This is a genomic window from Methylotetracoccus oryzae (assembly GCF_006175985.1).
GTDB classification, from domain to species: Bacteria; Pseudomonadota; Gammaproteobacteria; order Methylococcales; family Methylococcaceae; genus Methylotetracoccus; species Methylotetracoccus oryzae.
Map to the genome: position 1 here is coordinate 107,680 of NZ_SRSH01000016.1, position 14,407 is coordinate 122,086.

Genomic DNA, 14,407 nt, shown 5'->3' on the forward strand with positions numbered 1-14,407 from the left:
GGCGCCCAGCTGTGATCGCGCCGCCGCGTTCTCCGTCAATCGATATCGTCAGGATTTTCATGGAGTCGGCAGTATCCCTGCAGGCGTGGCATGAATGCAGGGTTTTCCTAGAGCTGGTCCAAGCGCGGCGGACCCTGCCGCCCCAGCCACGCGCGCCGGAACCGGGCTTGTGTTTCTTCGGCGTCCTCCCGTTTCCCTGCCTGTCGATAGGCCTCGGCCAGTCCGTACAGGGACCAGCCGTTTTGCGGTGCCTGCTCAAGGCTTTTCCGGAATGCGGCGACAGCCCCCTCGACATCGCCGGATTGCAGCTTCGCGGCGCCCAGCGACTGACGCACCGGGTAGTACCAGAACGGGGGTTCGAGGTAGGGGAGTTGGTCTTCGAGCGCAATGGCCGCTTCGAACTGCGAGACCGCGCCCGCCAGGTCGCCCCGGTGCTGCGCGAGGCGCGCCCGCACCACGTGCGCAGCCAGTTCGAGCACGGACTTGCCGGGCACACCAGCCGCTTCCAGAGCATTGAAGTCGCTGCTCCGGATCAGGTGGTCGATGGCCGTTGCGGCGGCTTCGGCGGCGGGAAAGTCGCCTTGTCGAGCCGCGGTGACACCGCGCAGGTAAAGCCACATCGCGCTGACGTAGGGTAGGCGGTCGCCGGGATCGGCGACTTTCGCGACGGTCCCCGCATCGCCGAACTGCGCATGCACGAAGTACGGCGCCGCCATGATCGGCTGCACCCATGCCGCGTCGGCCATCCGTCCCTCCGCCGCCATACGCGCCAGGTTTTCGGCCGCCTGCAGCGCGGTTGGACCGTCGCCGGCCATCTGCGCCGAGACCATCAGAAAATGCACGTTGTGCGGATAGTAGCCACCGGGATAAATGCCCTCGGCACTGGCCTGCGCGAGGTAGCGCTCGTCGGTTGCGACCGCCGCCTGGTTCGTGGCGAGGGAATCGCGGTAGCGCCCGACCCGGAAGAAGATATGGCTGGGCATGTGGACCAGGTGTCCGGCGCCGGGCATCAGGCCAACCAACCGCTCGGCATGGGGTTCCGCGCGGCCCAGGTCGGTCGAGGCCTCGACGATGTGGATGTACAGGTGGATGGCCCCGGGATGCTCGGGATTACGCTGTAGCACGCGTTGGAGCATCGCGACGATCTGCTCGGTGTGCCCCTTGGGTTTGGTGCCGCCGTCCTGCCAGTAATCCCAGGGCGACAAGTCCATCAGCGCCTCTGCCGCCAGCACGGCGATGTCGTCGTCATCGGGATAACGCGAGGTCAACGCAGCCATCGCGTCGGCGTAGGCGCGATCCAGGACGATCCGGTCGGTCTTCGGGTCGGCGGCATAACGAGTGGACAAAGCGGCAATCAGGGCTTGCTCGCTGGGGCTGGCCGTCGCCGCGCGCGCTCGCGCTTCCGCGACGGCGGCCAGCGCCGATGCACCGTCGGTCGGGTTCATGGGCGCATTGATGTTCGGGCCGAGCACCAGGGCCTCGCCCCAGAACGCCATCGCGCAGCCCGGATCGTGTCGTTGCGCCGCCCGAAAAGCGCGCCGCGCTTCGGCATGGTTGAACGCGTAGGCGAGCCGCAGTCCCTGGTCGAAGTAACGCTGGGCCAGCGGGTTGGTGGTCGTGACCGGATGGGCTAGACGCCCCAGGCCGTCCCACAGAGGCGGATCCTTCGCGAGCGTCGCGTCGCTGTCGGTGCCCCCGGGCAGGTCGCGGCCGAAAGGCCTGGTTTCGGTTCTAGCCTGCACCGTATCCGCAATGACACCGCTCAGCACCAGCAGCAGCGCGGCTGTTCTCGCGCCGCTCCAATTCTCGAGGGTCCGCGCCGCGGCCACGTCAGTTCCGGACCGTTGCCGACGCGTCGCCCTGCGGCCGGGAGAGCCAGTTCGCCACGAGGAAGCTCAGTGCCACGACCGCAACGACGCTCCCGCCCAGAGCCAGTTCCTTGCCGTTGCTCCACGAATCGACCGCCGGAACGAAGTACTTCGCGGCGCCAAAGGTCGCGACGCCCAGGCTGATGCCCGCCACGGTCAGACCCATGACCCGCGAAGCCAACAAAGCGATGCGATCGGCGCGGTTGATCAGGCGGGAAATCCACAGCCCGTTCGCCGAATCAGCGATCAGCATGCCCAGCGTGAATACCGCCCCGAGTGTCAGTGCATGAATCCACCCCCCATACTGCGTCGCGGTCAGTGCGAACAGCGAAGCCTGGCTCAGCGTATCGAAGGACAGCGCGAACAGCGCACCGATCAGGGCGATGGGGAGCGGGCTGCCGCTGCGCTGGAAACGGCCCAGCAGCCGGCTCTTCAGTCCGACGGTCCGGACGTGGAGGTGGTGAGGCGTCGAGAGCACCGCGCGCAGGTTCGCGATACCCAGCACCGTCAGGAACGCAATGGAAATCCAGGCGCCGGTGTCTGCCGCCCAGGCGGGTACCTCCCAGCGGTTCGACAACGCGCCGACCGAGACCGAAATCGCGATGACGACCGCGCCGTGTCCCAAGGAGAACAGCAACCCGCACCAGCGGGCCAGCCTCGGCCGTAGCGGCGCGTTGTAGCGGGTCAGACCATCGATCATCGCGAGATGATCGGCATCGACCCCGTGCTTCAGACCCAGTGTGAAGACCAGCGCAATCAACGCGGACCAATCGGTGGGCATACGCTCCTTCCCCAATGAATCAAGGCTGGTTGACGACTGCGGCCAATCCGTGTTCGTTCGTCCGATGGCCGCCGCCGGGTTGGACCGCGTCCAAGGCTCAGGTCGAACGGCTGGCCCTGGCCCCTGCGGCCGGCGTCCCACGGTAACGTAACACGGCCCCTGCCGGGGTGCGAGTCCGTTGCCGCCGATCAGGCCTTCAGCCTACCTTGCAACTCCATTGCATTCCGTTGCGCCTGATCGCCGAAGTTGTTGTTGAACAGCACGTGAACCTGGCCGGTCTGGTGGGAAAGCTCGCGGATCGAGTCCGCCAGTTCACGCAGTTTCCTTTCGGCGTAGCGGTAGTTGAACAGGCCGTAGTCGATCAGTGTCTTGTCGGTCCAGGACGCGGTGCCGATCAGGATGCGGTCAGCCATGGCGGGTATCTCCACGGGTGGGGGGGCGACCCACGGAGCACCGAAGCCGGTCGAACGCGCAGGCCGGAGCGCGGGCTAGTCGTTGCGTCGTGACCGTTCAATTCCGGCGGGCGATCGTCGGGCGCGCGCGCATCCCCAATAGTTCACCGCTTGTCGGGCCGCTCCGGCGCATGCCGTGCCTCGACAGCGGGTGGCTTGCGCAGGCCGAAGTCGGCGGTTCATCCGCGCCATCCGAGCGGTCGAGTGAGTTGACAATGCCTCCGGCGACCGGCATTGTCGCGTGTCGGCTCCGGCAACACGCCCTGCCACGGTCGACCGCCTGCGGAGTTTTCATTCGATCGTCATGCCCGCGACGAACCGGCGGCCGCCATCAAGCGGGTTGTGATGATGCGGGGGGCATCATGCATCTTTCGATAGGCCTGGTGCTCGAAATGAGGGCAATGAGTCCGGGATCCGGCCCGTTCGGGCTCGTCGCCCCGAACCGACTCATCCTGCTTTTCGTGTTGGGCGCGGTGGCTTGACCATGAAACTCAATGCGCTCCAGCGGCTTGGTGCCCTTCCGTTTGTCACTATCGCAGCCAGCCTCATCGTGCTGTGCGCAGTTGGCTTGGTCGCGGCGCTCGATCTGCTGCTCAAGGGCAGCGTGCTGCCCGTCGACCTGCTAATCGGCGGTCTGACGGGACTTTTGATCGGCCCCGTCTTCGTCTACATCCCGTTCCAGCTCGGCCGCCGCGTGCAGACCCTCAGCGGCGAACTCGACGAGGCAAACCTCCAGCTTCGGAGCGAGGCCGAGTCCTTGCGCCAACTGGCATCCGAGCTGGCGCGGGCGAATCAGCGGCTGGGATTCTCACAGTCGTTGGCCCGAATCGCGTATTACGAAGTGGATCTCGGCTCCGGCACCGTCACGGGCTCGCCGGAACTGTTCGCGTTGTTCCCGATCGGTGCGAACCAGACAGCGACCCTCGGCGGCTGGCGCGAGCAGGTCCATCCCCATGACCGCGGTCGATTCTCCGACCTGATCGACCGTTGCGCCCATCTGGCCGAGTCAGTCGAACTGGACTTCCGCGTGCTCGGCACCGCCGACACCGAACGCTGGTTGCACCTTTACGGGGAACTCGCGCCCGGAGATGGGAATTCCGCCGGCAGTGTCCTCGGGATCGTGCAGGACATTACCGAACAGCGGCGGGCGGAAGCGCTGCGCCGGGCGAACGAGCGGCTCATGACCGACAACGCGGCGCTGGCCGAAGCGGACCGCATGAAGGACGAGTTCCTCGCGACGATGAGTCACGAACTGCGCACCCCCCTGACCGGGGTGTTGAGCCTCGCCGAAGCGCTGCAGGAGGAAGCCTATGGCCCTCTGAACATGGAGCAGCAGGAGAAGCTCGGGATCATCGAGAGCAGCGGCCGGCATCTGCTGAGGTTGATCAACGACATCCTGGATCTGGCGAAAATCCGGTCCGGTACGGCGGATGTGGTGAGGGAGGATTTCCTGCTGCGTGAGGCCTACCGACCGGCACTGGCGACGATACAGCGCCTCGCGCTCGAACGTGGGCTCGACATCACCGTCCCGGAAGATGCCCAGATCTGGGTGCATGGCGATCCGCTCCGTCTGAAGCAGATTCTGCTGAACCTGCTGGGGAATGCCATCAAATTCACGCCGGGTGGCGGCCGAATCGGCCTGGAAGTTCGGCAGGAAGCGGGGGCTCGCGAGGTGCAGTGCACCGTTTGGGACACCGGTGTCGGCATCGCCACGGAGGACCTCGCCAAGCTGTTCCAGCCGTTCGTGCAGCTGGACAGCCGGCTGGCTCGTTGTCATGGAGGGGCAGGGCTGGGACTCTGTCTTGCACAACGGCTCGCGGAACTCCAGGGCGGGCGCATCACCGTGAGCAGTCGGCCGGGCGTCGGCAGTCGCTTTACCGTGCATCTGCCGCTTGCGCGTGTGACGGTTGCCGAGCCAGGTGAACGCTTGCCGGAACCGGCAGCAAATCCGGCCCCTCCCGGGCGCGGAAAAGTGCTGCTGGTCGATGACGATGAGATCAACCGTGACATTTATCGCGAGTACCTGGAGCTCAAGGGCTTCGCCCCGGTGCTCGCCGAGGACGGCCAACAAGCCCTGGCGCTTGCGCTAACCGAACGGCCCGACGTCATCGTCATGGATGTCCAGATGCCGGTGATGGACGGGCTTGAGGCCACGCGGCGACTCCGCGCCGCGGATGATCCGCGTCTGGCGGAAACACCCGTGATCGCGCTGAGCGCCCTGGCGATGCCGGGCGACCGACAGCGCTGCATCGAGGCCGGTTGCGACGTCTATCTGTCCAAGCCCGTGCGGCTGGACGAACTCGTGCGCACGCTGACCGTTCAGTTGGAGCGCCGCCACTCAGCTGCCGCTGAAAACAGCCCGGCCCGGTGAGGGCGCGCTGCCGCGTTTCGGGGCTGGTTAAGCGCCCAGCACCAGGCTGACGTTGTTTGCGACAACCCAGGCATAGAAACCCACGGCAGTCCCCAGCGTGGCGGTGATCCAGCGACTTTTCATCTTGTGCCGGTCGAAGAACAGGAAGGTGATGAAGGCCAGACCGACCAGCTTGAGCACCGTGATCGACAAGCCGAGCCCGAAGAACGACGCGCAGGCGTTCAACATGGGGTTCACTTCGTCCACCAGGGACTGATCGAGCCCCAGGTAGGTCACGATGCCGTCGGCGATCTGCAGCAGGCCGAACAGAACGATCAGGGTGGCCGTCACGGCAACCGACCAACCGGCGGAGGTCCGCGCGCGGCTACGCGGGGACACCGACCGAGCGCAGTGATCCAGTGTGTTCGCGTTGCAGGTCAGCGCACCGCACCAATTCAACGCGGAAGTGCACGGCGGTGGGACCAGGAGGCGGTGCGTATCGGTGGGTGGGGGCGCCATGCGGTGAGGCATGGCGGTCAGGGGATAGCGTCGAGTCGGAGGGGTGTCTTCGGGTCGTATCGGAGGATTCATTTGGCTCGCATGGCTTAGGATATCGCTAAATGTCAAGCAAGCCTTGCGCCAAATGCTTAGGCATGGGTACCGCACGAGGCATGAAAGCCCGAATGAACGGACCCGGACGGCATTCCGCCGCCCGGCGCGGAACGCGGCAGGAAGGCGTCCCTGCCGGTCTCAGGGTTGTCAGTTCCCCCCCATTTGCACCGCAATTTCCGCCAAATGCCCCAATCGGGCGGTACGTGTCCCGTCCGCGCATGCCGCACGGGAGGCCCAGCGTTCAGAACGCCAGGACCGTTTCCACGAAGCCGTAATTCCCCTGATTGCCGGTGTACTGCGCGTTCAGGATGCTCTGGCCGAAGGCGTGACCGTAAAACAGGTTGACGGTCACATGGTCCACTGGCTTGACGCTCAGCATCATGTGCGCGGTGTAGGCCAACTGGTCGAAGCCCCCGGTCGGTGCCCCGTTGTAGCCGAAGTAGGTGTTGCTCGTGGCGCCGCTCCCCGAGTAGACGAGATCCCGGCTCTGGTTGACGGTCAGCCAATGAAAGTCGACCCGCAGATTCACTTTCGGGTCCGGCGCAAAGATCGCCTGCAGGAACACGTCCTGGTTGTTCATCATGTTGTAGAACGGAAATTGCGCGTAGAGCCAGGCCGTGGGCAGCATCTGGAAAAAGGTCTGGTGCTCGCCATCGTTGGGATTCGGGTCGCCGGAGGCGCTGTTGATTCCGGCGCGGATCCAGGGGGCGCTCCAGTATTCGGAGAACTGGTAGCCGAGTTCGACGCCGTAGGCCCAGGCGTTCTGATCCAGGTTTTGCCATTTGCCGACCTGACCGTAGCCGAAAAAGCTGCCGTCCAGGTTCCCGGGACCGAGGGGCAGCAGGTGCGCACCCGCCGCACCCAGCGTATGAATCTCGATCGGGTCGCTGCGGGTCGCGGCCCGCACCGGGGCCGGGCGGTTATCGGTCGCGACCAGCCCGCGCGTGTCGCTGTAATAGGTCCAGAACACGCGCCCCAGCGTACTACCAACGGCTTCCGAGTCCTTCAGATTGGCCGTCAGGCCGGCGACGTTGATCCCGCTGATGTCGTGCATCCCGTTGATCTCGAAGCCGCCGTAGGTCGGCAGGAAGGCGAATCCGCCGATCTCGTAGTCGTCGGTCTGATAACCCAGTTGACCGCCGTCGAAGCTGCGTCCGACGTGGGTGTACTCGAACGGGCCGATCAGCCGCTGCGCCCAGCGGAAGTCCTGGATCCACTTCAGGTTCTTATTGCGCGCTACGCCTTGTCCGGCGTCGAAGTACAGTTGGCGCCCGCCGGTGATCGAGAAACCGTCGGACTTGAACTTGGCATAGCCCTGGCGCAGGAACGCGCTCTGCTGCGTCGTGTGCGGCGTTTGCGCGTAATAGGCGGCGCCGATCCCGACACCGTTCTCGGGCAGTGCCGCAATCGTGGTGTCCTGGAATTGGGTGAACACCTCAAACGGGCCCTTCGCGGCCCGGACGCCGAGCTGGAACTTGTTGCCGACGAAGTTGTAGGTCGACTCCTTGGGAATGGCGTTCCCGTTGACGACCGGATCCCCGAACCAGTCGACGAACTCGCCGCGAATGCGCTCATGCAATTCGACGCGGAAGGTCGAATCGGCCGGTCCCGTGAACTCCGCTTTCCACGGTTGGGGCGGAGCATCGGTCGGCCAGACGGGGCCCGCCAGGCTCGCGAGCCCGGCCAGCGCGACGATTCGCCGGGCAGTGAGGCGTCCTGTGCCGCTCCACCCTGAGCGGTGCGATGGTGGGACGCGTTGGGTCAGGTCAGTTGCGGTCGGGGTGGATGCGGTAGCGGCGGAATGCAGGCTGGTTACGGTCACCCGGGTCTCCTCGTGCGGTCAGCGTTGCTAGGAAAGCTCGGCTGCCCCGACCTCGGGCACGAAAAAGGCGTCGTGCCGCGCTGGTGTCAGGGCAGCAGGACGCCGTTGTCCGGGTTGATTCGCACCGGCATTGGTGCGCACTGGCTAAGATCAAGCAGAGATCGCGCCATCTCCCCAGTTCAATCTCAAGGTACTGTTTAATCATCACTAGCGCACGCAGGCACCGCGTTTCGCCTGCGCTGACGAAGCCCGGCATGCACCACGGTCTGCCGTTTTCGGGGATCGTCACCCGTCCGTGCACCGCTTTGACGCCGCTGGCGAGCAAGCCGGCGATTGTGGTGTCGGTTGGAGGGGTAGTGCCGGAGTGATGCCACACAACGGGGAGGTGCGCCCCACGATGGCGCAGGTTCGCAGCGTGTCGCCTTAGCCTCCGCCGTATCAGTGTTCAAATTTAATGCTTAGTAACAATGTGTTGCATCTTTAGGCCGACGATGGCACGAACGTTGTAACGGGTAAAGTCATGCGATTCGCGCCAACGGCGGTGGCGAATCAGCGGACAAAGGCGTCCCGCGACTGGTCAACCAGTTGCCCGGCGCCTTTTTTATTGCCTGCCGGTCAGCCTTTGTCATCCCGTCGCGGGACCTCGTGATCACGATCCAACTCCATGGGTGTTTCATGAAGTTCAAAGAGTTCAGGCAGGCCGGACACTGGCCCACCTTGCTGTCGGCCTTTCTTTATTTCGACGTGTCGTTCATGGTCTGGGTGATGCTGGGGCCGCTCGCCCTTTACATCACCCAGGAACTGGGCCTTCCGGTCGGCGAGAAATTCACGATCGTCGCCATCCCGATCCTGTCCGGGGCAATCCTGCGGATTCCGCTCGGCATGCTGGCGGATCACTTCGGACCCAAACGCACCGGCGTGCTGGCGCAGGCGCTGGTCATTGCCGGGCTGGTCTACGTGTTCTTCTTCAGCCTGCATTCCAAGCTGGAGGTCGAACTGCTGGGCCTGCTGCTGGGTGTGGCCGGCGCCAGTTTCTCGGTGGCCCTGCCGCAGGCCAGCCGCTGGTATCCGCCGCAATATCAGGGGATCGTCATGGGTATCGCCGGCGCCGGGAACATGGGCGTCGTGCTGGATTCGATGATCGTGCCGTGGCTGGCCGAGACCTATGGCTGGCAGTCGGTGTTCGGTTTCCTGACCCTGCCTCTGCTGCTGGTGCTGATCATCTACGCGGTGCTGGTCAAGGACGCGCCGGAAAAGCGCCGCCCGGTGACCTGGAAGAACTACGCGGCCCTGATGGCCGATGCCGACACTTGGTGGTTCATGTTCTTCTACTCGATCACCTTCGGCGGCTTCGTCGGCCTCGGCAATGCGCTGCCGCTGTATTTCACGAATTGGTACCACGTCTCGGGGATTGCGGCAGGCATGATGTCGGCGATCGTCGTATTCGGCGGGTCGATGTTCCGTCCGCTCGGCGGGCTGATCGCCGACCGGATCGGCGGCATCAAGGCCTTGCAGATCCTGTTCGTGATCGTTTCGCTCAGCTACCTCAGCATTTCGTTTCTGCCGGAAGGGCCGCTGCCGGCCGCGGCGCAGGCCACCGACGCCAAGGTCGCAGGGTGGGCATTCGACGATCTGCCAAGGGTCGCCTGGGTCGCGGTCGCCATCTTTTTCGTCGGGGCCATGGCGCTCGGCATGGGCAACGGTTCGGTATTCCAGTTGGTGCCGCTGCGCTTTCGCGGAGAGATCGGCGTGATGACGGGCCTGGTTGGTGCGGCGGGCGGCGTCGGCGGCTTCTTCCTGGCCAAGGCCCTGGGCCTGTCCTGGGATCTGCAGCACGGTTTCGCCGCCGGTTTCAGCGTGTTCGCCGGTCTGCCGCTGCTGGGTCTGCTTGGACTGACCTGGGTCAAGCGCCGCTGGCGCACGACCTGGGGCGCCGTGTCGGGCGCCCGGGTTTAGCCGCGCTTCGCGATCGCATGTCACGGGACTCGGGGCTGATCGTGCAGGCCGGTTTCGCGACGCGGCAGGGCCGCCGGGCGGACAACCAGGACTATGTCGGCCTGGTCTGTCCGGCGGGCGGCATGACCGCTCACGCGGAGGTGCTGGCCGTCGTGGCCGACGGTTGCGGCGGTCTGCCCGGCGGCCGCACGGCGGCGGAAGTGTGCGTGCGCGGCTTTATCGAAGGCTTCTCGGGGCTGCCCCAAACCCTGGGCGCTCACCGCCGCGCGTCCCGCGCGCTGTCGGCCGTCAATGGCTGGATCCACGCGATGGGCCGGCAGGATCCGGGTCACCGCGGCATGGCGACGACCTTCAGCGCACTCGTGCTGGACCGGCGGCAGGCCCACACCGTGCATATCGGCGACTCGCGCATCTACCGGTTGCGGGGCGAGCGCCTGGACCGCCTGACCCGCGACCATGCCTTGACCGCGCCAGGCCTGGACCATGCCCTGACGCGGGCCGTGGGTTTCGACAGCGCCGTGCCGGCCGATTGCGAGGTACATCCGCTGGAAGCGCACGACCGCTATGTGCTCTGCACGGACGGACTGCACGGGGCCTTGCCCTCCGAGGCGATCTGGGAGGTATTGCGGCAACGCCAGCACCCGCAGGCCTGCGCGGATGCCCTGGCGGACGCCGCGCTGCAAAAGGACGGCAGCGACAACATCACGGTGGCCGTGGTCGACGTGATCGCGTTGCCGCCGCCGGGCAGCGACGGGTTGTACGAGAGCCTCGGCGAACTGGCGGTGCTGGAGTTGCCCGAAGTGGGCCACACGGTCGACGACTACGTACTCGAACACGTGTTGTCGAAGGGGCGATATAGCTGTCTGTTCGTCGCGAATGACCGGCGGACCGGCTCCGGCGTGGTGCTGAAATTTCCGCACCCGTGCGTCGTCAGCGAACGGGAGTACCTGGAAGCCTTCACGCGCGAAGCCTGGATCGGCCTGCGCATCAAGAGCCCCTGGCTGGCCGAGATCATCGAGCAGGCGCCGGGTCGCCAGACCCGACTGTATTCGGTCATGCCCCACTACCGCGGCGACACCCTGGAGTCACGGCTCGTCGCGCAGCCGCCGGTCAGCTTCGATGCCGGCCTCGACGTGACGCTGAAGCTGTGTCGCGCGGTGCATGCGCTGCATCGCCGCGGCGTGATCCATCGGGACATCAAGCCCGAAAACGTGCTCCTGCTCGAGGATGGCGGGCTCAAGCTGGTCGATCTCGGTGTGGCGTCGCTGCCGGAACGCGGCGACCTGCCCGAGGCGCCCATGCCGGGCACGGCCAGTTATCTGGCGCCCGAGTTGTTTCGGGAGGCGCGGGCGAGCGTCGTCACCGATGTGTTTGCGGTCGGCGTGACCCTTTACCGGCTGTTTGCGGGCGGTCACTACCCCTATGGCGAGATCGAACCGTTCACGCATCCGCGTTTCGTCGGCTTCCGTCCGCTCGAAAAGCACCGTCCGGACCTTCCCGCCTGGCTCGGTGCCGTGATCCAGCGCGCGGTGGCGCCCGACCCCAAGGATCGCTATGCCGACACGATCGAGCTGGCTTTCGATCTGGAGCATGGCCTGGCGAAGGGCGGGCAGCGTGCTCCCGCGCCGCGGCCGCCCTGGTTCCGCCGCCATCCCGCGCGGGCCTGGCAGATCGCGGCGATCGCGCAGTTCCTTTTCCTGCTGTTCTGGTTCGGCTTCCGCAGCCTGCCCGGCTAGCGGTCGGATGAGCCGGTTTTACCCAACGAAAGATCGCGCAGCGCGCGAGGAGTGGCGATGAAAGCCAAACAGAAACTGATCGTGATCGGCAACGGCATGGCGGGCATCCGGACCGTCGAGGAAGTCCTGAAGCGCTCGCCGGAGGCCTATGAGATCACGGTGTTCGGCGCCGAGCCGCACTGCAACTACAACCGGATCCTGCTGTCGCCGGTGCTGGCCGGCGAAAAGACGCTCAAGGACATCGTGCTGAACGATGATGACTGGTACTGGAAGAACGGCATCACGCTGCACAAGGGCAAGACGATCGTTGCGATCGATCGGCGCCGGCGTCTCGTCCGGACCGAAGACGGACTCGAAACCCCGTACGACCGGCTGTTGCTGGCGACCGGTTCGAACCCGGTGATCATTCCGTTCCCGGGCAAGGATCTGCCGGGCGTGATCGGTTTTCGCGATGTCAAGGATGTGGACCGGATGGTCGACGCCGCCGAGAAGTACCGCCATGCGGTCGTGATCGGTGGCGGGCTGCTGGGCCTCGAGGCGGCCAACGGGCTGCGCAAGCGCGGCATGGAGGTCACCGTCGTGCACATTCTCGACAGCCTGATGGAACGGCAGCTCGACAAACCCGCGTCGGCGCTGCTGAAGCGGGCGCTGGAACAGGATGGGCTCCGCTTCATGATGGAGGCGCAGACCGAGGCGCTGCTCGGCGAGGACCGGGTGCGCGCGGTCCGCTTCAAGGACGGCAACGAAATCCCGGCCGATCTGGTGGTCATGGCCGTCGGCATCCGGCCGAATATCGAACTGGCCAAGGCGGCCGGCCTGCACTGCGAGCGCGGGATCGTCGTCAACGATACGATGCAGACCTACGATCCGCGTATCTACGCGGTCGGCGAATGCGTGCAGCACCGCGGCCAGTTGTTCGGTCTGGTTGCGCCGCTGTTCGAGCAGGCCAAGGTCTGCGCCGATCATCTGGTCGAGTTCGGCATCGCCCGCTACCAGGGTTCGGTCACGTCGACGAAGCTCAAGGTCACCGGCATCGACCTGTTTTCGGCGGGTGATTTCCAGGGGGGCGAAGGCTACGAGGAACTGTGCTACCAGGATCCGGCCCGCAGTGTTTACAAGAAGTTGACCGTCAGGGAGAACCGGGTGCGCGGGGCAGTGCTGTACGGCGATACCGGCGACGGCGCCTGGTATTTCCAGCTGATGCGCGAAGGCACCGACATCTCGGCTTTCCGCGAAAGCATCTTGTTCGGCCAGGCGCACCTCGGCGATTCCGGCCATGGCGACCAGAATCGAGCCTCGCTGCTGCCGGACGACGCGGAGGTCTGCGGCTGCAACGGGGTCTGCAAGAAGACCATCGTCGATGCGATCGTCCAGCAGAAGCTGTTCACGCTGGAGGACGTGCGGGCGCACACCAAGGCCTCGGCCTCGTGCGGATCGTGCACCGGCCTGGTCGAACAGTTGTTGCACAGCACCCTGGGCAGCGACTATTCGGTGACGCCGGCGAAGAAACCGCTGTGCAAATGCACCGAGCGCACGCACGAGGAGGTTCGCGCCGCAATCCGCCGGGAGGGGCTCAAGAGCATCCCGGCCGTCATGCAGTTCATGGAATGGGGCACGGTGGACGGCTGTGCGTCCTGCCGCCCGGCGCTGAATTATTATCTGTTGTGCGAATGGCCGGCCGAATACCGCGACGACGCGCAGTCGCGCTTCATCAACGAGCGCGCTCATGCGAACATCCAGAAGGACGGGACGTACTCGGTAGTGCCGCGGATGTGGGGCGGTGTGACGACGCCGGCCGAGCTGCGCGCCATCGCCGAGGTGGCCGAGAAGTACCGCGTGCCGACCGTCAAGGTCACCGGCGGCCAGCGCATCGACCTGCTCGGTGTCAAAAAGGACGATCTGCCGCGGATGTGGGCCGATCTGAACGCTGCCGGCTTCGTGTCCGGACATGCCTACGGCAAGGCGCTGCGCACCGTGAAGACTTGTGTCGGCCAGGAATGGTGCCGTTTCGGCACGCAGGACTCGACGCGGATGGGCATCGACCTGGAAAAGATGACCTGGGGTTCGTGGACCCCGCACAAGTTCAAGATGGCGGTGTCGGGCTGCCCGCGGAACTGCGCCGAGGCGACGATCAAGGACTTCGGCGTGGTCGCGGTCGATTCGGGCTGGGAGTTGCACGTCGGCGGCAATGGCGGGGTGAAGGTCCGCGCGACCGATTTCCTGTGCAAGGTCGAAACCGAAGAGCAGGTGAAGGAATACTGCGGCGCCTTCATGCAGCTTTACCGCGAGGAAGCGCGCTATCTGGAACGCACGGCGCCGTGGATCGAACGGGTCGGGCTGCCGTACGTGAAACAGCGTATCGTCGATGACGCGGCGGGCCGGCAGACCTTGTTCCAGCGCTTCATGGAATCCCAGGTCACGGCTCAGGTCGACCCGTGGGCGGAGCGCGCCCGCGGCGCGGAACGCAACGAGTTTCAGCCGATCCGGATCGACCGGAAGGGGTTGGCGGCATGAGCGACTGGATCGAGGTCGGTTTGCTGGCGGACATCCCGCGGCAGGGCGCGCGCGTGCTGCAAAGTCCGCGCGGGCCGATCGCGGTGTTCCGCACCGTGGAGGACGAGGTGTTCGCCGTGCTGGACCGCTGTCCGCACAAAGGGGGTCCGCTGTCGCAGGGCATCGTGCACGATCGCAAGGTGGCCTGCCCGCTGCACAACTGGGTCATCGATCTGGCCGCGGGCGAGGCCGTGGCGCCGGATCACGGTTGTGTGAACCGGTTTCCGGTGCGGCTCGACGCGGACCGGGTGTTCCTGCAACTGGCCGAGGTCTGAGG

General features: G+C 65.6%; 10 protein-coding genes. 5 read left to right on the forward strand and 5 right to left on the reverse strand.

What is annotated here, in order from left to right:
• Positions 1-107: 107 nt before the first annotated feature.
• The 3 genes from BWR02_RS15820 to BWR02_RS15830 form a co-directional block, all read right to left on the reverse strand.
• Positions 108-1,829, reverse strand: a complete 1,722-nt coding sequence (locus BWR02_RS15820; protein WP_139558894.1) for a tetratricopeptide repeat protein — start codon at positions 1,827-1,829, stop codon at positions 108-110.
• A 1-nt stretch (position 1,830) separates the two neighbouring features.
• On the reverse strand, positions 1,831-2,649 hold the full coding sequence (locus tag BWR02_RS15825) for a HoxN/HupN/NixA family nickel/cobalt transporter (RefSeq protein WP_139558895.1): 819 nt from the start codon (positions 2,647-2,649) through the stop codon (positions 1,831-1,833).
• A gap of 188 nt (positions 2,650-2,837) precedes the next feature.
• Entirely contained in the window at positions 2,838-3,062 is a 225-nt protein-coding gene (locus BWR02_RS15830) for a DUF72 domain-containing protein (protein ID WP_139558896.1), read from the reverse strand.
• A 523-nt stretch (positions 3,063-3,585) separates the two neighbouring features.
• Here BWR02_RS15830 and BWR02_RS15835 point away from each other — a divergent pair.
• Positions 3,586-5,472, forward strand: coding sequence for an ATP-binding response regulator (locus tag BWR02_RS15835; protein WP_139558897.1), 1,887 nt, complete (start codon positions 3,586-3,588; stop codon positions 5,470-5,472).
• A gap of 27 nt (positions 5,473-5,499) precedes the next feature.
• On the opposite strand, the gene BWR02_RS15840 is transcribed toward BWR02_RS15835, so the two are convergent.
• A complete protein-coding gene (locus tag BWR02_RS15840) occupies positions 5,500-5,802 on the reverse strand; it encodes a DUF5658 family protein (protein WP_139558898.1) in 303 nt (100 codons plus the stop codon).
• 502 nt (positions 5,803-6,304) lie between these two features.
• A complete protein-coding gene (locus BWR02_RS15845; RefSeq protein WP_236102312.1) occupies positions 6,305-7,885 on the reverse strand; it encodes an alginate export family protein in 1,581 nt (526 codons plus the stop codon).
• 675 nt (positions 7,886-8,560) lie between these two features.
• On the opposite strand from BWR02_RS15845, the gene BWR02_RS15850 reads away from it, so the two are divergent.
• From BWR02_RS15850 to nirD, 4 genes are read left to right on the forward strand one after another with little or no spacing between them, the layout of a single operon-like run.
• The gene (locus BWR02_RS15850) at positions 8,561-9,841 is read left to right on the forward strand and encodes an MFS transporter (RefSeq protein ID WP_139558899.1); all 1,281 of its coding nucleotides are present in this window, start codon (positions 8,561-8,563) and stop codon (positions 9,839-9,841) included.
• Between the two features lie 17 nt (positions 9,842-9,858).
• Entirely contained in the window at positions 9,859-11,577 is a 1,719-nt protein-coding gene (locus tag BWR02_RS15855; RefSeq protein WP_139558900.1) for a bifunctional protein-serine/threonine kinase/phosphatase, read from the forward strand.
• 57 nt (positions 11,578-11,634) lie between these two features.
• Positions 11,635-14,091, forward strand: a complete 2,457-nt coding sequence (gene nirB, locus BWR02_RS15860) for a nitrite reductase large subunit NirB (RefSeq protein WP_139558901.1) — start codon at positions 11,635-11,637, stop codon at positions 14,089-14,091.
• On the forward strand, positions 14,088-14,405 hold the full coding sequence (nirD, locus tag BWR02_RS15865) for a nitrite reductase small subunit NirD (protein WP_139558902.1): 318 nt from the start codon (positions 14,088-14,090) through the stop codon (positions 14,403-14,405). Before nirB ends, nirD begins: the two co-directional genes overlap by 4 nt.
• Positions 14,406-14,407: the final 2 nt, after the last annotated feature.